Origin of the sequence: Variovorax robiniae (assembly GCF_037889955.1) — a bacterium.
Lineage (GTDB): Bacteria > Pseudomonadota > Gammaproteobacteria > Burkholderiales > Burkholderiaceae_C > Variovorax > Variovorax robiniae.
In genome coordinates this window covers 901,107-920,580 of sequence record NZ_JBBKZS010000001.1, presented here as the reverse complement: position 1 = coordinate 920,580, position 19,474 = coordinate 901,107, and the positions used below count along the sequence as shown (strand labels likewise).

At 65.9% G+C, this 19,474-nt stretch carries 19 protein-coding genes; 5 read left to right on the top strand and 14 right to left on the bottom strand.

Features of this window, described 5'->3' with window-relative positions:
* The first annotated feature begins 1 nt into the window (after window position 1).
* The gene (locus WKW79_RS04045; RefSeq protein ID WP_340333801.1) at window positions 2–973 is read left to right on the top strand and encodes a threo-3-hydroxy-L-aspartate ammonia-lyase; all 972 of its coding nucleotides are present in this window, start codon (window positions 2–4) and stop codon (window positions 971–973) included.
* A gap of 2 nt (window positions 974–975) precedes the next feature.
* On the opposite strand, the gene ku is transcribed toward WKW79_RS04045, so the two are convergent.
* From ku to WKW79_RS04025, 4 genes are all read right to left on the bottom strand, one after another.
* Window positions 976–1,968, bottom strand: coding sequence for a non-homologous end joining protein Ku (gene ku / locus WKW79_RS04040; RefSeq protein WP_340333800.1), 993 nt, complete (start codon window positions 1,966–1,968; stop codon window positions 976–978).
* 128 nt (window positions 1,969–2,096) lie between these two features.
* A complete protein-coding gene (locus WKW79_RS04035; RefSeq protein ID WP_340333799.1) occupies window positions 2,097–3,332 on the bottom strand; it encodes a class I SAM-dependent methyltransferase in 1,236 nt (411 codons plus the stop codon).
* Window positions 3,329–4,123, bottom strand: a complete 795-nt coding sequence (locus WKW79_RS04030) for a DUF1365 domain-containing protein (RefSeq protein ID WP_340333798.1) — start codon at window positions 4,121–4,123, stop codon at window positions 3,329–3,331. Before WKW79_RS04030 ends, WKW79_RS04035 begins: the two co-directional genes overlap by 4 nt.
* Entirely contained in the window at window positions 4,120–5,484 is a 1,365-nt protein-coding gene (locus WKW79_RS04025) for an NAD(P)/FAD-dependent oxidoreductase (protein WP_340333797.1), read from the bottom strand. The genes WKW79_RS04030 and WKW79_RS04025 overlap by 4 nt, the downstream gene beginning before the upstream one ends.
* A gap of 202 nt (window positions 5,485–5,686) precedes the next feature.
* Between WKW79_RS04025 and WKW79_RS04020 the strand changes: the two genes are divergently transcribed.
* Together WKW79_RS04020 and WKW79_RS04015 are read left to right on the top strand one after the other, a co-directional pair.
* A complete protein-coding gene (locus WKW79_RS04020) occupies window positions 5,687–6,241 on the top strand; it encodes a sigma-70 family RNA polymerase sigma factor (protein WP_340333796.1) in 555 nt (184 codons plus the stop codon).
* Window positions 6,242–6,246: 5 nt separating this feature from the next.
* Entirely contained in the window at window positions 6,247–6,909 is a 663-nt protein-coding gene (locus WKW79_RS04015) for a ChrR family anti-sigma-E factor (protein ID WP_340333795.1), read from the top strand.
* Here the strand turns inward: WKW79_RS04015 and WKW79_RS04010 are convergent.
* Genes WKW79_RS04010 through WKW79_RS03990 form a run of 5 tightly spaced genes read right to left on the bottom strand, consistent with a single transcriptional unit; the run spans window position 6,906 to window position 10,440 of the window.
* On the bottom strand, window positions 6,906–7,322 hold the full coding sequence (locus WKW79_RS04010; protein WP_340333794.1) for a DUF2177 family protein: 417 nt from the start codon (window positions 7,320–7,322) through the stop codon (window positions 6,906–6,908). The two genes, WKW79_RS04015 and WKW79_RS04010, sit on opposite strands and share 4 nt — an antisense overlap.
* Window positions 7,323–7,363: 41 nt before the next feature.
* Window positions 7,364–8,014, bottom strand: a complete 651-nt coding sequence (locus WKW79_RS04005) for a DUF6134 family protein (RefSeq protein WP_340333793.1) — start codon at window positions 8,012–8,014, stop codon at window positions 7,364–7,366.
* A complete protein-coding gene (locus tag WKW79_RS04000; RefSeq protein WP_340333792.1) occupies window positions 8,011–8,808 on the bottom strand; it encodes a DUF1295 domain-containing protein in 798 nt (265 codons plus the stop codon). The genes WKW79_RS04005 and WKW79_RS04000 overlap by 4 nt, the downstream gene beginning before the upstream one ends.
* Window positions 8,801–9,400 carry a DUF2878 domain-containing protein gene (locus WKW79_RS03995; protein WP_340333791.1) on the bottom strand — a complete coding sequence of 200 codons (600 nt, stop codon included), beginning with the start codon at window positions 9,398–9,400 and terminating at the stop codon, window positions 8,801–8,803. Before WKW79_RS03995 ends, WKW79_RS04000 begins: the two co-directional genes overlap by 8 nt.
* Window positions 9,397–10,440 carry an SAM-dependent methyltransferase gene (locus WKW79_RS03990; RefSeq protein WP_422823800.1) on the bottom strand — a complete coding sequence of 348 codons (1,044 nt, stop codon included), beginning with the start codon at window positions 10,438–10,440 and terminating at the stop codon, window positions 9,397–9,399. Before WKW79_RS03990 ends, WKW79_RS03995 begins: the two co-directional genes overlap by 4 nt.
* On the opposite strand from WKW79_RS03990, the gene WKW79_RS03985 reads away from it, so the two are divergent.
* Complete coding sequence (locus tag WKW79_RS03985) at window positions 10,411–11,115, top strand: response regulator (RefSeq protein WP_422823799.1); 705 nt, start codon at window positions 10,411–10,413, stop codon at window positions 11,113–11,115. The two genes, WKW79_RS03990 and WKW79_RS03985, sit on opposite strands and share 30 nt — an antisense overlap.
* 154 nt (window positions 11,116–11,269) lie before the next feature.
* Entirely contained in the window at window positions 11,270–12,142 is an 873-nt protein-coding gene (locus WKW79_RS03980; protein ID WP_340333788.1) for an exostosin domain-containing protein, read from the top strand.
* 2 nt (window positions 12,143–12,144) lie between these two features.
* Here the strand turns inward: WKW79_RS03980 and paoC are convergent, their stop codons facing one another.
* The 5 genes from paoC to WKW79_RS03955 all read right to left on the bottom strand — a co-directional run bounded on the left by paoC (window position 12,145) and on the right by WKW79_RS03955 (window position 19,419).
* Window positions 12,145–14,343, bottom strand: a complete 2,199-nt coding sequence (paoC, locus tag WKW79_RS03975; RefSeq protein WP_340333787.1) for an aldehyde oxidoreductase molybdenum-binding subunit PaoC — start codon at window positions 14,341–14,343, stop codon at window positions 12,145–12,147.
* A gap of 3 nt (window positions 14,344–14,346) precedes the next feature.
* Window positions 14,347–15,297, bottom strand: a complete 951-nt coding sequence (locus tag WKW79_RS03970) for an FAD binding domain-containing protein (RefSeq protein ID WP_340333786.1) — start codon at window positions 15,295–15,297, stop codon at window positions 14,347–14,349.
* Window positions 15,294–15,938 (bottom strand): aldehyde dehydrogenase iron-sulfur subunit PaoA, encoded by a 645-nt coding sequence (paoA, locus tag WKW79_RS03965; protein WP_340333785.1) that lies wholly within the window; start codon window positions 15,936–15,938, stop codon window positions 15,294–15,296. Before paoA ends, WKW79_RS03970 begins: the two co-directional genes overlap by 4 nt.
* 273 nt (window positions 15,939–16,211) lie before the next feature.
* Complete coding sequence (locus tag WKW79_RS03960; RefSeq protein ID WP_340333784.1) at window positions 16,212–17,648, bottom strand: coniferyl aldehyde dehydrogenase; 1,437 nt, start codon at window positions 17,646–17,648, stop codon at window positions 16,212–16,214.
* A 43-nt stretch (window positions 17,649–17,691) separates the two neighbouring features.
* Window positions 17,692–19,419: an arylsulfatase gene (locus tag WKW79_RS03955; RefSeq protein WP_340333783.1), complete on the bottom strand. Its 1,728-nt coding sequence runs from the start codon at window positions 19,417–19,419 to the stop codon at window positions 17,692–17,694.
* Window positions 19,420–19,474 lie beyond the last annotated feature (55 nt).

Genomic DNA, 19,474 nt, shown 5'->3' with positions numbered 1-19,474 from the left:
CATGACCACGCTCCAACTCCCGACATTCGACGACGTCAAGGCCGCGGCCCAGCGCATCGAGGGCCATGCCCACAAGACCCCCGTCATCACATCGCGCACGGTGAACGAGGAACTCGGCGCCGAGGTCTTCTTCAAGGCGGAGAACATGCAGCGCATGGGCGCCTTCAAGTTCCGCGGCGCCTTCAATGCGCTGTCCCGCTTCAGCGAGGCGCAGCGCAAGGCGGGCGTGGTGGCTTTCTCCTCGGGCAACCATGCGCAGGCCATCGCGCTGTCGGCCCGCCTGCTCGGCATCCCGGCCACGATCGTGATGCCGCACGATGCGCCGGCCGCCAAGGTGGCCGCCACCAAGGGCTACGGCGGCCAGGTGATCATCTATGACCGCTACAAGGAAGACCGCGAGCAGATCGGCCGCGACCTGGCCGAGAAGCACGGCTACACCCTGATTCCGCCCTACGACCATCCGGACGTGATCTGCGGCCAGGGCACCGCCGCCAAGGAACTCTTCGAGCAGGTGGGTGAACTGGATGCCTTCTTCGTGCCGCTGGGTGGAGGAGGGCTGCTGTCCGGCTCGGCGCTCGCGACGCGGGCGCTGTCGCCGAATTGCAAGCTCTACGGTGTCGAGCCGGAAGCCGGCAACGATGGGCAGCAGTCGTTTCGCTCGGGCGCCATCGTCCACATCGAGACGCCGAAGACCATCGCGGACGGCGCGCAGACGCAGCACCTCGGCAACTACACCTTTCCGATCATCCAGCACAAAGTCGACGACATCCTGACCGTCAGCGATGCCGAACTGGTCGACTGCATGCGCTTCGCGGCACAGCGCATGAAGCTGGTCATCGAGCCGACCGGCTGCCTGGGATTCGCGGCGGCACGGCAGATGAAGTCGAAGTTCGCGGGCAAGCGCATCGGCGTGCTGGTGAGCGGCGGCAACGTGGACATCGAGCGCTTCTGCAGCCTGCTCGGGTCTTGCTAGGGCTACGCAGCCTTGCGCGCGGCCGGCTTGCGTTGTGCCTTCTTCGCGGTTGGCGCCTTGGTCTCTTTCGCCTTCGTCTTCGCCGCAGGCTCCGCCTCGGGCTTCTTGCCCAGGCTGCGCTTCAGCAACTCGGTCAGGTCGACGACGTTCTTCCCGCTGGGCGCACTGGCGGGCGACGCCTCGATCTTCTCCACTTGCTCGACTTCACCTTCGGATGCCTTGGTCTCCACCAATTTCATGATCTCGGCATGGAAGGAATCGCGGAACTTGTCGGCGTTCCAGGCCGCGCTCATCTCGTCGATGAGTTGCGTGGCCATCGCCATCTCGGACTTCTTGAGGCCGGCGGCTTCCACACCCTGTGGCGGCAGTTTCAAGGCCTCCCATGAGCGGATCTCGCCGCCCCAGCGCAGCAGGTTGAGCACCAGCGCAGGCCCGCAGGGCATCAAGACGGCGAGGTGCTGCTTGTTGGCGATCACGACCTTGGCCACGCCCACCTTGCGAGAGGAGGCCAGGGCTTCGCGCAGCAACGCGTAGACCTTCTGCCCGCGATTGATCGGCGCCGTGTAGTACGGCTTCTCCAGGTAGACGAACGGGATGTCGTCGATGGGGACGAAGGACTCGATCTCGATGGTGTGCGTAGTCTTCGGGTAGGCCTTCTCGATCTCCTCCGGCGAGAGCAGGACGAAGCGGCCATCCTCCCATTCGATGCCCTTGACGATGTCCGCCATCGCCACTTCCTTGCCGCTCTTCTTGTTGACCCGCTTGTAGCCCACCGGGTCCATCGATCGCTTGTCGAGCATCCGGAAGTCCAGGTCGCTCTCTTCGGTCGCCGAGTACAGCGCGATCGGCACGTGCACCAGGCCGAAGCTGATGGCGCCTTTCCACAGCGAGCGGGTCGAGGTGGGCGCCTTGCCGGCGCTCGCATCGGGCTTGCGATGCGGGGTGGTCTTCCGGGCTGTCTTGCGGGCTGTCTTGGCTGCGTGCTTCGTGGCCATCGGCTTCCATTCGGTTCACGGGGGGAGGAGAGAGGAGGACGCATGTCCTCCACCACAGGTTGCCCGCACGCCGATGACTTTCTGTCAGCCAGTGCCGCTTCTCATTCCCCGTGAACGTCCTTCACACCTCACGCTTCATTCGAATGGCTCAGCGTGAACAGCCCCACATCGACCCGGCCGCTGCGAAAGCCGGCCTCGCAGTAGCAGAGGTAGTACTCCCAAAGTCGGCGGAATGAGGCATCGAAACCCTGCCCGGCGATGGTGGGCCATGCCTGCATGAAACGCTTGCGCCACTCCACCAGCGTGGCCGCGTAGCTGGGACCAAATGAGTCCGTGTGTTCCAGTTGCAGACCCGCGCGCCGCGCTTGTTCGCGCATCGCGGACACCGATGGCAGCATGCCGCCGGGGAAGATGAAGCGCTGGATGAAGTCGGTGTTGCGCCGGTAGTGCTCGAAGCCTTCGTCCGAGATGGTGATGACCTGCAGCACCGCCTTGCCACCCGGGCGCAGCCGCTTTCGAAGGGTGTCGAAATAGACCGGCCAATAGCGCTCGCCCACGGCCTCCAGCATTTCGATGGAGACGATGTGCTCGTACTGGCCTTCCACGTCGCGGTAGTCCTGGAGGCGCAGGTCGATACGCCCTTGAAGGCCTTGCGCCTCGACGCGTTGGCGCGCATGCGTCAACTGCTCGCGCGAGAGCGTCAGGCCGGTGACTTCGGCGCCATGTGTCCTGGCCATCGCCATTGCCAGCGCTCCCCATCCGCAGCCGATCTCCAGCACCTTGTCGCCGTCCTTCAGGTCCAGCAGCGCCATGATGCGATCGAGCTTGGCTGTCTGCGCCTGCGCCAGCGTTTCCTGCCCGCTCGCGTAGATGCCGCTGGAATAGATCAGCTCGGAATCCAGCCACTGGGCGTAGAAATCGTTGCCCATGTCGTAGTGGAAGGCGATGTTGTCGCGGCTGCCCCTGCGGGTGTTGGTGCGTGCCAGATGAAAGAGCCGGCCAAGCCATCCGAAGGGCAGGGATGCGTCCAGCGTGCGCCCCCAACTGCTCTCGTTGCGCAAGCCGAAGAGCAGCAGCGCGGCGAGATCGGGCGTCGACCAGTCGCCATCGCGGTACGACTCGGCAAAGCCCAGGTCACCCCGCAGCAGCAGGCGAAGCATGGGCCGCCAGCGGTGCAGGTGGATCGACACATGCGGGCCTGCCATCGTGCCGTGGGCTTCCACGGTTTGGCCGTCCGGCAAGACGACGCTGAGCGCGCCATGGGTGACCTTGCGCAGGAGCCGGGCGAGCAAGCGTCGCAGCGGTGCGATGCTGCCTGGGCGTCTCGAAGGCAGGTTGGCGGGAGAGGTGACGGGTGTATTCATGCGTCTTCTGGATTGACGAGTGGCGCAGAGGAGCGAGGCGGGCCGGGGTGCGTATGCAGAGGCACGCCCTTGAACCACAGTCGCAACGCTTCCCAGTGAATGGCAGCGATGACTTTCAGGGTGAGCAGCGGATGCGACAGGAAGACTCGCGCCAGCGCGGTGTCGCTGAGCGGCTCGCGCCTGGCGTCCAGGCGGGCGACGAGCACCGTGCCATCCGCATCCGCGGCGGTGATGCCGATGTCCAGGTCGGGCTGGTCTGCGCGGGGCGGCTTGACGCGAAACTGGTAGTGCATCTGAAGGCCGAGGAAGGGCGAGACGTGCAGCGCCTTGGCGCAACTCTGCGTGATGCGCGCGTTGCCCGCGCCCTGTGGCGAGGCCGGCAGCAGATAGCTGTGCCGCTCGCCAAAGGTGTTGTTGACCTCGTAGAGGATCGCCTGCAGGAAGCCGTCCGGTCGATGGCAGAAGTAGACGCTGAGCGGGTTGAAGGCATAGCCGAGGATGCGCGGCATGGTCAGCAGCGACACGGCGCCGCTTTGGCTCATCCCTGCGTCGCGCAACTGGCGATCGATGTGCTGCCGAAGGCCGAGGCCATCGCCGTAGTCGCGCTCATGCAGGCTGAACAGATTGAAGCGGTTCAGCGAAAAGAGTTTCAGCCGCCGGTCCAGCGCGGGCAATTCATCCAGGTCGACCAGCAGGCTGAACACCCGATAGCGCAGCCGATGGCGCCTGGGGCGCAGGCGCTGGTGCATCACGCTGCCCGCGTAGAGTGCCGAGACGGAGTCGCTGTTCATGACGCCTTCGCTGTCGCCGGTTTGATGCGGATGCGCGCCGATTCATTGGGCACGCTCCATGGCCGGCGCACACCGCCCAGTTGTTCGGCGACCGCCAGTCCCGCCTGCAACCCGTCTTCATGAAAGCCCGAGCCGAAGTACGCGCCGCAGAACCACGTGCGGTCCTGCCCCTGCAGCGACCAGAGTTCTTCCTGGGCCCGGATGGCCGCGGCGTCGAACACCGGATGCTCATAGTTCTCGGTGCGGATCAGGTGCCCGGCGCGCGGCTCATGCAGCGGGTTGAGCGTGAGGAACAGCGGCACATCCTGCCGGATGGCCTGCAGGCGATTCATCCAGTAGGTCACGCTCAACGCGTCATTGCGGCTGCGGTCGGCGGCATAGTTCCAGCTCGACCACACGGCGCGGCGCCGGGGCATCAGCGCGGGATCGCTGTGAAGCACCGCGCGGTTGCGCGTGTAGCCGAAAGCACCGAGTAGTCGCCGCTCTTCGGCGCTGGCATCTGGCAACAGTTGCAAGGCCTGGTCGGCATGGGTTGCAACGACGACCTGGTCGAAGCGCTGCCACCTTCCTTCATCGCGCGTCCGCACCATCGCCCCGGATGCATCGCGTCGAATCTCCACGACCGGACTGCTCAAGCGCATCCGCTCGCCCAGGGTGCGCGTGAGTTGTTCGACATAGCGCCGGCTGCCACCCTGCACCGTGCGCCATGCCGTGCGATTGCCCAGCGTGAGCAACTGGTGGTTTTCGCAGAAGCGCACGAAAGCCTCGGTCGGATACTGCCCGATGCGCGCCGCCGGTGTCGACCAGATGGCGGCGGCCATCGGATACAGATGGTCGTCGCGGAAGGCGCGACCGTAGCCCTGTTCGTCGAGGTAGTCGTCCAGCGGCATCAGGCCGATACGGGCGGCATCCGCAGGCGCGCGGCGGTAGAAGCGCACCAGGTCGCGCAGCATCGACCAGAAGCGCAGGCTGACCAGGTTGCCGCGCTGGGCAAAGAGCCCGCGCAGGTCGGTGCCCGAATACTCCAGCATCCCGTTGTCCAGGCTCACGGCAAAGGACATCTCCGAGGCCTGCGTCGGCACGCCCAGGTGCGCCAGCAGGGCTGTCAGGTTGGGGTACGCGGCCTCGTTGAAGACGATGAAGCCCGTATCGACCGGCACTGTTCCGCCAGGCGCAGGCGCATCGACCGTGTTGCTGTGGCCACCCGCCCGGCGGTCGGCTTCGAACACGGTCACCCGATGGCGCTGCGCCAGCAACCAGGCCGCGGAAAGTCCCGAGATGCCGCTGCCGATGACGGCCACATCCAGCACGGATGCGTTTGGGTCCGGCGGGTATTCGCCGGGTGCGGGCGCCATGCGCATGAGGATGTCCTTTGAAGCTGTTGCAGTTGTACGTTGCGCGCCGGCTTTTGGATTGCCGAATTTGAAAACGGTGTGATCTAATTTCCCGGCGGTGCGTATGAAGGTCATGAACACTGCCCGACAGTCCTCGGCGAGGGGTTCGAGATCGAAGCGGCTGCGATCGGCCCATCTGTCGATCGTGACGCCGCATAAAGATCCACCGATGCCAACCAGCGAGGAACTGACTCAACTCGTCCACGCCGTGGCTGTACACGGCGATCGCCAGGCTTTTGCCGCCTTGTTCAAGCACTTTGCGCCGCGCATCAAGGCTTACCTGATGCGTGCGGGCAGCAGCGAAGGCCTGGCCGAGGAATTGGTGCAGGAAACGATGATCAGCGTCTGGCGCAAGGCATCGCTGTTCGATGCGCGCCATGCGGCCGTCTCCACCTGGATCTTCACGATTGCGCGCAACCTGCGGGTGGACCATTTCCGTCGCGGCGGCTCCGGTGTGCTGGACGGCATGGAGCCCGAGGGCGAAGAGCAGTCGGACACGGCGCTCCAGCCCGATGAAGAAGCAAGCGCCCGCCAGCGCGAGCGCGGCGTGCGCGCGGCGATGGCGCAATTGCCTGCCGAGCAGGTGCAGGTGCTGCAACTGTCCTTTTACGAAGAGCATTCGCACGCCAGAATTGCACAGGACCTGGGCATCCCGCTGGGCACGGTCAAGTCGCGCGTGAGGCTCGCCGTCACCCATTTGCGTCGCATGCTCGGCGAGATCTGACAGCCATGATTCAACACCATCCCGACGACGAACTCCTGCTCGGCCATGCGGCCGGACGGCTCGAGAGCGGTCGTGCCCTGGTCGTGGCCAGCCACCTGGAACTGTGCGCGCATTGCCGCGAGCGCATGCGCCTGTTCGAGGCGATGGGCGGCGCCCTGCTGGAAGACGTGGCCCCGGCCGAGTTGCCATCGCAGGCGCTGGCGCAGACTTTCGCTGCGATCGATGCCATCGATGAAACCGCGCCGGCTCGCGAAGCTTCGCGCCCGGTCGGCACGCGCCCGGAACTGCCTGCCGGCATGGCTTGGCCGCGCGCGCTGGACGACTGCCAGGCTTCCCGCTGGCGCTGGATCGCACCCGGCATGCGCTGGTCCCGGGTGAAGGTGCCCTACGACCCGGCTGCCAATGTCTTCCTGCTGCGCATCGGCGCCGGCAAGTGTCTGCCCGTTCACACGCACAGCGACAACGAGCTGACGCAGGTTCTGCATGGCTCGTTCCATGACGGCCGTGTCCGGCTCGGCCCGGGCGACTTCGACGAGACCGACCCCAGCATTCTTCACGAGCCCACGGTGGACGCGCAGGGCGAGTGCATCTGCCTGGCCACCGTGCGTGGCAAGGTGCTGTTCCAGGGGGCGGTCGCGCGCTGGATGGGTGCACTGGTCGGGCTTTAGCCGCGTCCTGCGAACTTGGCGGTGAGCAAGCACGCAGCGCCCGCCGCTACTGCCGTGACGAAGCTGCCCCAGAGCAGGTCAGCCAGCGTCACGTGCCATGGCCAATCCTTGAGCGTCGCCTGGTTGGTGAGGTCGTAGGTGGCGTAGGCGATCAGGCCGAACAGGGCGCCGCGACCCAGCGCCGTGGACCATGCGCCGTCACGCAATCCCGGTGCCACCGCGAAGACCAGCACACCGACGAAGTAGAGGGCATAGAAGAGGAGCGCCGGCACAGGGTCGAAGCTCTCGCGCATCAGGTGCGCAAGTGCAGGCCGATAGAGGCGGTCCGCCATCGTGGTGAGCCAGATGGCGTCCAGCGCCAGGAAGATCACCGCGGCGACGGCGTAGGCGATGCCGAACTGTCGAACATTCATGGCGCTGCATTCCTTGACGCCCGAAGCTGCGGGCAGGCTGTTCATTGAAGGCGATAGCTGAGCGTGCGGCCACCGGCCACCGTGGAGTCCAGGCCGATCCACTCGTCCTGCGCTGAATACCAGACGTCGACGGGCTGCGGCGGCCCGCTGATGCGCCAGCGCGTCGCGGCCACCATCTTGCCGCGCACGGGGATTTCGCCGGTGCCCATGCGTCGGACCTGCACCTCCTCGTACTCGCCGGTTTGCGCGTTGAGCAGTCGGGTCTGCGTGCGGATCGCCGGGTTCCAGTAGGCGAAGCTCATCACGCAACCGGTCAGCGTGCGGGCCTTGCCGGCGTTGGTGGACACGACCAGGCCGTCATCGTCCGGCTTGCTTCGCACCTGGATGGCCTTGCCGTCATCATCGGTCGTTGCATCGAGCGCCTTCAGGCAGTTACCGTGCCATTGCTCGCTCGCCTCGTGACGGTACCGGTAGGCCGTGATGCCAACGAACGTGACCGTGAAATTCGCATCGCTCGTCACCTTCCGCGCGTCGCCGGCTGCCACGACGCGGAAGCGATGCTCGCCAATCGGCTCGCCGTTCAGCAGTGCGACGAAGTCCCATGTGCCGCTGGTCGGCGCGCCAGCTTTCGCATGGAGCGTCGTGGCCAGCAGGGCCGCGACCCATACGCGACGCGGCGATGGCGACTTCATGCGCCGCCCTTCCGCGGCAGACCGGGTATGAAGGAGGGAGTGCGCGCAATGTAGTCACGATAGGCCGGGCGCCTCTCGCCGATGTCCTTTTCGAGAAGGCTCACACCGCTGACTTTCAGCAGCAGCACCGTCATCAGGATGGGCGATACCACGGTCCATGCGCCGGCCCAACCCGCCCCGGCCAGCGCCACCAGCCAGAAACCCCACCAGATGCATGCCTCGCCAAAATAGTTGGGATGGCGGCTGAAGCGCCACAGGCCGCGGTCCATCACCCGGCCGGCATGGGAAGCGTCCCTCTTGAAGTGTGCCATCTGTGCATCGGCCACCGCTTCGTAGACCATGCCGAAGCCGGCAAGGACCAGGCCCACGAAGTCCACGACGTTCAGTTCACTTGCCGCCCCCATGCCGGCAAGAAAGGGTGTGGCCACCACCCACGCCAGCACGGCCTGCAAGCCGAAGACGAGGTAGAGGCTCTTGAGCGCAAAGCCCGGTTCGTTGCGCGCCCGGATCTGCTGGTACCGGCGATCCTCCCCGTGCCCCCAGTTGCGCACGGTGACGTAGATGCCCAGGCGAAAGGCCCACGCCATGACGAGCACCAGCATCGCCGCACCGCGCTCGCCCGAATCGGGAAGCCAGGCAAACCAGGCCAGGGCGGCGCTGGCAATGAAGGCGCCCCACATGCGGTCGACCAGGCTCGCATCGCGTTGCGCCACGCTGACGATCCACGTGACAAGGCTCAAGCCGACGATTGGCGCAAGCCCGACCAGCGCGGCATCAAGGAAAGATTTATCCACGGCGCACTCCCGGCGCCACACCGTCGAAGCGCATCGACAGCCATATCAGCCCAGGCATGGCCAAAGCCCAGATGCAGGCCAGCGTCAGCAGTGCCGGCGTCGTGTGGATGAACGCCGCGCCACCCAGCCGGACGCCCGAGGCGAAAGAGGCCGGCCCCGCCACCGCCGCGATGACAGCTGTGAGCCACCAGCGGCCCCGCAGCCATCGCAGCGTCACGTTCAATGCGATGGCCAACAGTCCCCACATCGCCACCATCCAGTAAGGGGCCAAGCGAGGATCAGGCTGGCCCGAGGGATAGCTGACGTTGCCCTGCAAGACGACGAAGGTCTCGACCACGAATCCGATGGCGCATGCCAGGGCGACCAGCCTGAGCTCGTCCCACGGATGCTCGGATATGCCGACGTGCCATGCGATCGCAGCCATCACGCAGGCGGTGCCGAGCAACGGCGCCTGGTGCGCCGCACCCAGCACCGCCGCAAACCAGGCCGACTGGAACACGACGAAGTTGGCAAGCTGACGGGCGCGCGTCGGCCGCAAGACCGGCCCCGTGTACGGAACAAGTCCCGCGTCGGCGTGCCAGGGCATCGTCATGCACGCTTCTCGAACAGGTAGTGGCTCACCCACCATCGCTGTCCCGCGTCGAAGCCGAACAGTTCCGACACCGACAGGAAGAACAAGCGCCAGCGCGTCCACCAGATCGCCGCGTCAGGGCCGTAGGTGTCATCGAACAGAGGAAGGATCTGCTCGTGCCGATCGTCCATGTTGCGCAGCCAGGCCTCCGCCGTGCGTTGGTAGTGCCTGCCGTCCCAGCGCCAGCGCTGCAGCAGGCGCAAGTCGTCCTGGCAATGCAGGGCGAGATCGTCGCTGGGCATCATGCCGCCGCTGAAGAAGTACTTGCTCATCCAGTCGCTCGCATCGCGTTCGACGAAGGGGTAGGGGGCCTCGCGGTGCGCAAAGACGTGCATGAAGAAGCGGCCCTCCGGGCGCAGCCAGCGCGCCACGTTGGCAAAGGCCTGCGGCCAGTTGCGCAGGTGCTCGAACATCTCGACGGACACCACGCGGTCGAAGCGGTCGGCGGTATCGAAGGTGTTGAAGTCACAGGTCAGCGCCCGCACGTTGTCGAGCCCCGCGTTGTTGGCTTGCGCCTCGATGAACTCGCGCTGTGAATGGGAGTTCGACAGCGCGGTGATCCGGCTTTCCGGATAGCGCCTGGCCATCCACAGGGTGAGCGATCCCCAGCCGCATCCCAGTTCCAGGATGTCCTGGCCGTTCGCCAGGCCCGCTCGCTCGCAGGTGATGGTGAGTGCGGCAGCCTCGGCATCGTCCAGCGTGTGAACGTCGGCTGGCCAATGCGCGCAGCTGTACTTGCGGTGGCCGCCCAGCACATGGACAAAGAAGGCGGCCGGCAATTCGTAGTGCTGCTGGTTGGCCATCTCCGGCTGGGGCGCCAATTCCGCACCGTGCATGGCCCGCACGAAATCCTGCGTCCGCGCGGCCGTCAGTTCCGCATCACCGCCTTGCAGCTCGACAAGCCGCGCTTCGAGCAGGCGCCGAATGCCGATGCGAACGACCCGGTCCGGGACGAGGCCTTGCTCGACCCAATGAATGGCGACAGCGGTATTTGCGGGCATGCGTCTGCCTTGAGTTGCGGCACGGGAAGCGTGCCGATCGAGGCTGTACGCATGGAAGCGCTGACTGGATCACTGGACCGCGGCGGACCGAGCATGTATGTGCAAAGCGGTTTGTCAGCGCATCGGACCCTGACCCTGACACGGGAAATGATCCTACGTGGCGGTCGTCGCGCAACGGTCAGCCTATTGCGTTGCATGAAAAGCCCCAGTGCCCATCGGCCGGACGAAGGCCGCCACCTGATCATCCCCATTCGCGAAGAACATTCGCAGCCGCACAAGGCCGCCCGGAACCTGCGCGTCCTCGTCGTCGAGGACGATGCGGACGCACTCCATCTCACGCAGGAGTTGCTGGTGCTGATGGGACATTGGTCGGCAGGCGTGAGCAGTGCCGAGGCCGCGGTCGCCCGCTTCTCCGAAGGGGCGTTCGATGTCCTTCTGCTCGACGTCAACCTCCCGGCCCTTTCGGGCCTGGATCTCGCCGAGAAGCTGGGCCGTCGGGAGCGGCTGCCCGTGATCTTTGCGTCGGGTGTCGGCCGTCCTCGCCATGGCGAGGACGGCGACATCTGGCTGAACAAGCCCTACACGACGGAACAGCTCGAAGAAGCGCTGTCGCGCGCCGAAGAGGTGCGCGGCACGTTGCCGGACGCCATGCCGGTGCCCGTCCTCAACCTATAGGGAACGCATGTTGAAAGTCCATATTCCAAGCACTGGCCCGGATGCGACATTCGGCGCAAGGCTGGCTTCCGTCTTCGGGCAGTTCGGCAACCTCACTCTCACCGGTGATCCGGCGGCAGCGGAAGTCATCCTGATTCCGGAAAAGGATTCACGAATGATCGCCAGTTCCCCGGTGTTCAGGGCGCACAAGGAAAAATGCGTGGCGATCTCCGACGGAGACATCCTGAGCTACTACTTGCCGTCGTTGTATGCGTCCAACCATCGCTCCTTTCTTTCGCGCGGGCGGGCGCTGACCGCCGGCCCCTACCTGTCGCTGGCCGAGGCGCCCCTCGGATCGCGGAACGCCTGGATCTCGCCCTTGAAGGATGCGCAGTTGGAGAAACGCTACCTCTACAGCTTCCTCGGTGGCAGCACCTGCATGCTGCGCAAGCGACTCTTCAGGTACTACCGGTCGCTGTCCATCCCGGATGCCCTGGTGGAATGCACCGACCACTACAAGCACTGGTCGAACGAGTCCTCACCCGAGCGCAGCGCACAGCAGCGGCACTACATCGAGACCATGAAGGCGTCGAAGTTCGTCCTCTGCCCGCGCGGCGCGAGCGCTTCGAGCATCCGCATGTTCGAGGCGATGGAACTGGGCTGCGCGCCGGTGGTGCTGGCCGACCGCTGGATACCGGTGGACGGCGTGGATTGGAGCTTTTGCATCTTCGTGAAAGAGGCCCGGTACCGTGAACTCGATGCCATCGTCCGCTCGCATGCCAGCGAATGGCAGGGACGCGGCGAGGCAGCCAGGAAGACTTTCGATACGCATTTCGGTCCCGCTGCGTTCGGGGACACGATGGAGCGTCAACTGCGTGACCTCCTGGGCCGCCGCGACGACGGCCGCGAACGCTTGATTCGAGCCGTGTACCCGCTCTATCGGGCCTCGGTCCAATTGAAGGGCGAGTTGCGCATGGCCGCGCGAAACACCGTGCTTGCGGGCTTTCGCATGCTGGGCGCCAAGTTCCCCTACGACTTGAACAAGTAGCCTCAGATCGCCAGCGAAGGCATCTTCGGCAACAGCTTGTCCAGCGTCACAGGGTAGTCGCGGACCCGCACCCCAGTGGCGTTGTAGACCGCATTCGCCACCGCCGCGCCGACTCCGCAGATGCCCAGTTCGCCCACGCCCTTGGCCTTCATCGGCGAGGACACTGGGTCCGTCTCGTCGAGGAAGATCACCTCCTGGTGCGGGATGTCGGCATGCACAGGCACCTCGTAGCCGGCCAGGTCATGGTTGACGAAATAGCCGAGGCGCTTGTCCACGACCAGTTTTTCCATCAGCGCCGCGCCCACGCCCATCGTCATGCCGCCGATGACCTGGCTGCGCGCCGTCTGCGGATTCAGGATGCGGCCCGACGCGCACACCGCCAGCATGCGGCGCACGCGCACTTCGGCCGTCCAGGCATCGACGGCCACCTCGATGAAGTGCGCGCCGAAGGTGGACTGCTGATACGTCTTGCTCAACTCGCCGAACTCGATGAAATCCTCCGCCTCGATGGGCGCGTTGGCCGCGACCTGAGACAGCGGCACGCTGCGTCCACCGGCCTGCACCATACCGTCGGAAAAGCTGGCGCTCGCGGCATCCAGGCCGGCGCGCTGCGCGATGGCTTCGCGCAGCTTGACGCAGGCCGCATACACGCCCGCGGTCGAGCTGTTGCCGCCGAACTGCCCGCCCGAACCCGAGGACACCGGGAACGCCGAATCGCCCAGCTTCACCGACACGCGCTCCAGCGGCACGCCCATCATCTCGGCGGCGGTCTGCGCAATGATGGTGTAGCTGCCGGTGCCGATGTCGGTCATGTCGGTCTCCACCGTGATGCGGCCCTGGCCATCGAGGCGCACGCGCGCACCCGACTTGATCACGATGTTGTTGCGGAAGGCCGCGGCCATGCCGGTGCCGATCCACCAACGGCCTTCGCGTCGATTGGCAGGCTTGGCGCTGCGCTGCGACCAGCCGAACTTCTCCGCGCCGATGCGCATGCAATCGATCAGGCGTCGCTGCGAGAACTTGCGCTCGGGCTTCGCGGGGTCGACCTGCGTGTCGTTGAGCACGCGCAATGCGATCGGGTCCATGCCGAGCTTCTCGGCCAGCTCGTCGATGGCGATCTCCAGCGCCATCAGGCCGGGTGCCTCGCCGGGTGCGCGCATGGCATTGCCTTCAGGCAGGTCGAGCATCGCGAGCCGCGTGCCGGTGAGGCGGTTCTCGCCGGCGTAGAGCAACTGCGTCTGCTGCACGGCGTTCTCGGGCTTGCCGCCGACGAGGTTCCCGGACCAGCTCTCATGCGCGATGGCCGTGAGCTTGCCCTGCTTCGTCGCGCCCAGGCGGATGCGCTGGATGGTCGCGGGACGGTGGGTGGCGTTGTTGGCCATCATCGGACGCTGCATCGCGACCTTGACCGGGCGCCGGGCCATGCGTGCGCCGAGGGCGGCGAGCACCGCGTCGGCGCGCAGGAAGAGCTTGGCGCCGAAGCCGCCTCCGATGTACGGCGACATCACGTGGACTTTCTCCTTGGGCATGTCCAGCGTCGCGGCCAGGTCGCGGGTGTTCCACGCGATCATCTGGTTCGAGGTCCAGATGGTGAGCTTGCCGTCGTCCCACGCAGCGGTGGTCGCGAAGGGCTCCATCATCGAATGCGACTGGTCGGGGGTGGTGTAGGTTTCGTCGAGCTTTACCTCGGCATTGGCAAAGGCGGTGGAGAAGTCGCCGACGGTGCTGTTGCGGTCGTCGGTCTTGCGGTCCGTCGACTCCTTCGCCTTGGCCAGGTCGAAGGCGCCGTCGCCTGGCGCGTAGTCGACCTTGACCAGGGCGGCAGCCGCGCGCGCCTGCTCGAAGGTCTCTGCCACGACCAGCGCGATGGCCTGGTGGTAGTGCTCGACATTGGGTCCGCCGAGGAGCTTCGCGGTATTCAGGCTGCCCTTTCCCAGCTTGCCGGCGTTCTCCCAGGTGACGATGGCGATCACGCCCGGCGCGGCCTTGGCCCTGGCCTGGTCGATGGCGTTGATGCGCCCCTTGGCGACCGCCGAGCCGACGATGCAGCCGTAGGCGGCATTCGGCGCCACGTCATGGCGCTCGTAGGCATAGGGTGCGGTGCCGGTGGTCTTGAGCGGGCCGTCGATGCGGTTGGTCGCCTTGCCGACGACCTTGAGCTGGTCGATCGGGTTGGTGGTGGCGGGGGTGTCGAATTTCATGGCTCAGCTCCTCGCCTCGGTCAGCACCGCGTCGAGCGTGCGTTCGGCCAGCGTCAGCTTGAATTCGTTCTGCCCGGTGGGCCTGGCGCCGGCGAACAGGGCGGCGGCGACGGCACTGGCGCCGCGCGGCATCTGCGCATCGGCCGACTCGAGCCGCCAAGGCTTGGGGGCGACGCCGCCGAGTGCCACGCGGCCGGTGCCGTCACGCTGCACGATGGCCGCGACCGACACGAGTGCGAAGGCATACGAGGCCCGGTCGTGCACCTTCTGGTAGATGTGCTTGCCGCCGACCGGGGGTGGCAGCGTGACCGAGGTGATGAGTTCGCCGGGGGCGAGGGCATTCTCGACCTGCGGGGTCGCACCGGGCAGCTTGTGGAAATCCGCGATCGGAATCGTGCGGCGCACGCCACCCGGGCGAATCGTTTCGATGGTCGCGTCCAGCGCCCGCATCGCCACGGCCATGTCGCTGGGATGCGTGGCGATGCAGGCGTCGCTCGCGCCCACCACCGCCAGTTGCCGGCTGATCCCGCCCATCGCCGCGCAGCCGCTGCCTGGCTTGCGCTTGTTGCAGGCCTGGTTCGTGTCGTAGAAGTAAGGGCAGCGCGTGCGCTGCAGAAGGTTGCCGGCCGTGGTCGCCTTGTTGCGCAACTGGGCGGAAGCGCCAGCCAGCAAGGCACGCGACAGCACGCCGTAGTCGCGCCGCACGCGGGCATCCGCGGCGAGGTCGGTGTTGCGCACCAGCGCGCCGATGCGCAATCCGCCTTCTCGCGTGGGCTCGATCCTGTCGAAGCCCAGGCCATTGACGTCGATGAGATGCGCGGGCGTCTCGATCTCCAGCTTCATCAGGTCCAGCAGGTTGGTGCCGCCGGCGATGAAGCGGGCATCCGGCGTGCGTGAAGCAGCATTCACCGCTTGCGCGGGCGAGCTCACGCGCTCGTAAGAAAAGGCCCTCATGCTTTCACTCCTGCCACTTCGCTGATCGCTTCCGCGATGTTGCTGTACGCGCCGCAGCGGCAGATGTTGCCGCTCATGCGCTCGCGAAACTCGACGGTCGTCATCTGTGGCGGGGCATTGAGGTCGGCCGTGACATGGCTCGGGATGCCCTGTGCCATCTCCGCGAGCATGGCCACGGAAGAACAGATCTGCCCTGGCGTGCAATAGCCGCACTGGAAGCCGTCATGTTTGACGAAGGCCGCCTGCATCGGATGCAGGTTGCCAGGCTGGCCCAGGCCTTCGATGGTCGTGACCTGGGCGCCTTCGTGCATCAAGGCGAGCGTCAGGCAGGAATTGATGCGACGTCCGTCGACCATCACCGTGCAGGCGCCGCACTGGCCGTGGTCGCAGCCCTTCTTGGTGCCGCTGAGATGCAGGTGCTCGCGCAGGGCGTCGAGCAGAGTGGTGCGTGTGTCGAGCACCAGGCGCTGCGGCTTGCCGTTGACGACCAGCGTCACGGCCATGGGTGCCGGCTCGCCGGTCGCGCGAGCCGGTGCCGCCTCGGCGGCCACCGCCCCCGCCATCGCGGGCACCGCGGCGGTCGCCGCACCGGCTTTCAACAAGCCGCGTCGAGAGATCGTGAACTCATCGGGGTGCGTCATGACGTGTTCCTTGGTCCGTTGATGGCGCAGACTGCGCCGAGTGCAGCGTCGCGCAGTCGGGCTAACGGCCTGACAGTCGACCTTGCAAAGCGGTGTAGGTCTGCGCTGTCGCGTTCAAGTTCCCGGCGGAATGTCATGCAAGCACTTTTGCGCCTGCAGCGTCGTCGCGCTCACCGTGCACGAAGAATCGCCGCCGGCGATTGCTCGGCGGCGGCGATTCCTGGTCTTCACGGTCGGCTCGGCGTCTTGCCGATAGACCGGGGGCAGGCGTTGCTACTTGATCAGGAACTTGAACACCCGGTCGGCGAACTTGCCGTACGGGGGCATCATGAACTTCATCGAGGTGAAGCGCGCCTGGTAGAACACCGGGCGCATCTTCGAGAAGGTCTCGAAGCCTTCATGCCCGTGGTAGTGCCCCATGCCCGACTCGCCCACGCCGCCGAAAGGCAGGTCGTGCTGGCCGACGTGGAACAGCGCGTCATTGACCGACACGCCGCCCGACATCACCCGGTCCAGCACCGTCTGGATCACGCGCTTGTCGTAGCTGAACGGATAGACCGCCAGCGGACGCGGTCCGGCATTGATCGTGTCGATGGCCGTGTCCAGCCGCGCATAGGTGCGGATCGGCAGGATCGGGCCGAAGATCTCGCGCGTCATCAGCTCGCAGTCTTCCGGCGCGTTGAACACGATGTGCGGTGCGATCTTGCGGATGCTGCGGTCATAGGCCTTGCCCGGCACCAGTTGCACCACCGTGGCGCCGCGCGAGCGCGCTTCTTCCAGCGCGCCCACCAGGCGATCGAAGGCACGCTCGTCGATGATGGACGTGTAGTCCTTGGTCTCCAGCGTGGGGTAGCGCTTGGGCATGATCTTCTTCGCGAGTTCGACGAAGGCGCCCAGCTTCTGCTCGGGGATCCATGTGTAGTCGACGGTCGTGCAGATCTGGCCGCCGTTGAGGTACTTGACGAACAGGATGCGCTCTGCGGCCAGTTCCAGGGGGTAGTCGTCGCAGACGATGGCCGGCGCCTTGCCGCCCAGTTCCAGCGTGACCGGGCACAGGTTCTTGGCGGCGGCTGCCATGACGGAACGGCCGGTCTGGCCCGAGCCGGTGAACAGCAGGTGGTCGAAGGGCAACTTGGAGAACTCGATGCCCACGCCGCCGGTCTCGTCGAAGAACTGCAGCTTCTCCGGCGGGAAGTAGGCCGGCATGCGGTCCATCAGCAGCTTGGCCAGGTGGCGCGAGTTCTCGCTCATCTTCACCATCGCGCGGTTGCCCGCGGCGAAGATGTAGGTGAGCTGGATCATGGTCAGGTTGATCGGGAAGTTCCACGGCGTGATGACGCCGACCACACCCAGGGGCTGGGGAATGACGCGATTCTTCGCACCGAAGTAGTTGCGGATGTCGACCGCGCGCTTGCGCGGCTTCATCCAGCCGCGCAGATGCTTGAGCACCTGGTCGACGCTGTCGACGGACGGGAAGATCTCGGCCAGCAGGGTCTCGTGGCGCGAGCGGTTGCCGTAGTCGCGACAGACCGCGTCGATCAGCGCTTCCTTGTTGTCCAGGATGAAGCGCTTGATCTGGCGCAGGTCGGCGCGGCGTTCCTCATACGTGGGCACCGGGTGCATGAAGTAGGCCTTGCGCTGCAACGCGAGCGCGTCGGTCAATTGACGGGTGCTCGCCTCGCTCGCGAACGGAACTCGCATGTCGGTCATATCGTTACTCCTCGGAAAAAAGGGGGCACGAGGCCCCCATTGCTTACTGCTGTGCCGGAGCGGGTGCCGGCGCTGCGCCAGGTGCCGGTGCGGGTGCCGCGGCAGGTGCCGGTGGCCTGGCAGCCCCTGCGTTGACCATGCTCTCGATCAGCTTGTTGACGTCCAGCGACGCGGACTTCTGGCTCGGCGGGAAAGCCTTGAGCGAACCGACGTGCTGCATGAGTTGCTCCAGCACGCCGTTGAAGAGCCAGGTCTTGTGCTGGGTCACATCCGCGCGCGGTCCGGGTGCTTGCGTGTACGACTCGAACGGGTCCTGGCGCAGGTTGATCACGAAGGGCAGCGGATAGGTCGTCGACCCGCCGTAGTAGCCGTCGCGGCTGCCGAAGGACACCTTCCACTGGTTCATGCGAATCGCGCGCAGCGTCGATTCCTCGTAGTAGAAGAAGTTCTTGCGCGCCGATTCCTGCGACTTGCCGCTCCAGTAGTCGATGTTGTTCACGCCGTCGATGAATCCCTTCTTGACCACCGAGGTGCCCAGCGCATCGCCCTTGGCCAGGCGTTCCTTGATGTCGGCGGCGCCGCCGGCAGCAGCCAGCGAGGTGAACAGGTCTTCGTGCGACTGGATGCCGTTGAGCTCGGTGCCAGGCTGGATGCGGCCGGGCCACTTGATCATGGCCGGCACGCGCACGCCGCCTTCCCACGTTGTCATCTTCTCCGAGCGATAGGGCGTGGTGGCGCCTTCCGGGAAGGTCGAGTGCTCCGGCCCGTTGTCGGTGGTGTAGACCACGATGGTGTTCTGGTCCAGACCCATCTTCTTGAGGCTGTTCAGCAGGCCACCGACTTCCTCGTCGTGTTGCAGCATGCCGGCGCAGTGCGGGTCGTTGCCGCTGGTGATGGCGCGGCAGCGCTTGTAGTAGTCCTGCGGTGCGTGCGTGAACACGTGCATGCGCGTGGTGTTGAGCCACACGAAGAACGGCTTCTTGTCGGCCTTGGCCTTGGCCATGAATTTCTCGGCGCCACCGATGAATTCGCTGTCCACCGTTTCCATTCGCTTCTTGGTGAGCGGGCCGGTGTCTTCGCAGTTCTGCGCACCCCACGGGCCAAAGCGTGCATCGGTCGGCGTGGCCGGGTTGTCGTCCTTGCGGGCGGTGCAATGCAGCACGCCGCGCGGGCCGTGGCGCTTCTTGAAGGCGGGGTCGGTCGGGTAGTCGACGTCTTCCGGTTCTTCCTCGGTGTTGAGGTGATAGAGGTTGCCGAAGAACTCGTCGAAACCGTGCACGGTCGGCAGGTATTCGTTGCGGTCGCCCAGGTGGTTCTTGCCGAACTGGCCGGTGGCATAGCCCTTGGCCTTGAGCACTTCGGCCAGCGTGGCGTCGGTCGACTGGATGCCTTGCTTGGCGCCGACGAAGCCCACGGCCGTCAGGCCGGTGCGGATCGGCAACTGGCCGGTGATGAATGCGGCGCGGCCGGCGGTGCAAGAGGGTTGCGCGTAGTGGTCGGTGAAGATCGCGCCTTCGCGCGCGATGCTGTCGATGTTGGGGGTGCGGTAGCCCATGCTGCCGCGGCTGTAGGCGGAGAGGTTCCAGATGCCGATGTCATCGCCCATGATGACCAGGATGTTGGGGGGAGTGGCGGCGGCTTGCGCTTGCGCCTGGGGTGCGAATGCGGCGGTGGCCGCCGCGATCATCAGGCCTGCCACGGCAGCGGTGCCGCGGCGCAGGAAGGCAGGTTGTTGGGCGTTGCGGCACGCTGCCGCTGAACTGTCGTTCATCGATGTCACTCCTCTGAATGTTGTTGTGGTGTCCGCCGCGGGACTTGAAACCGGG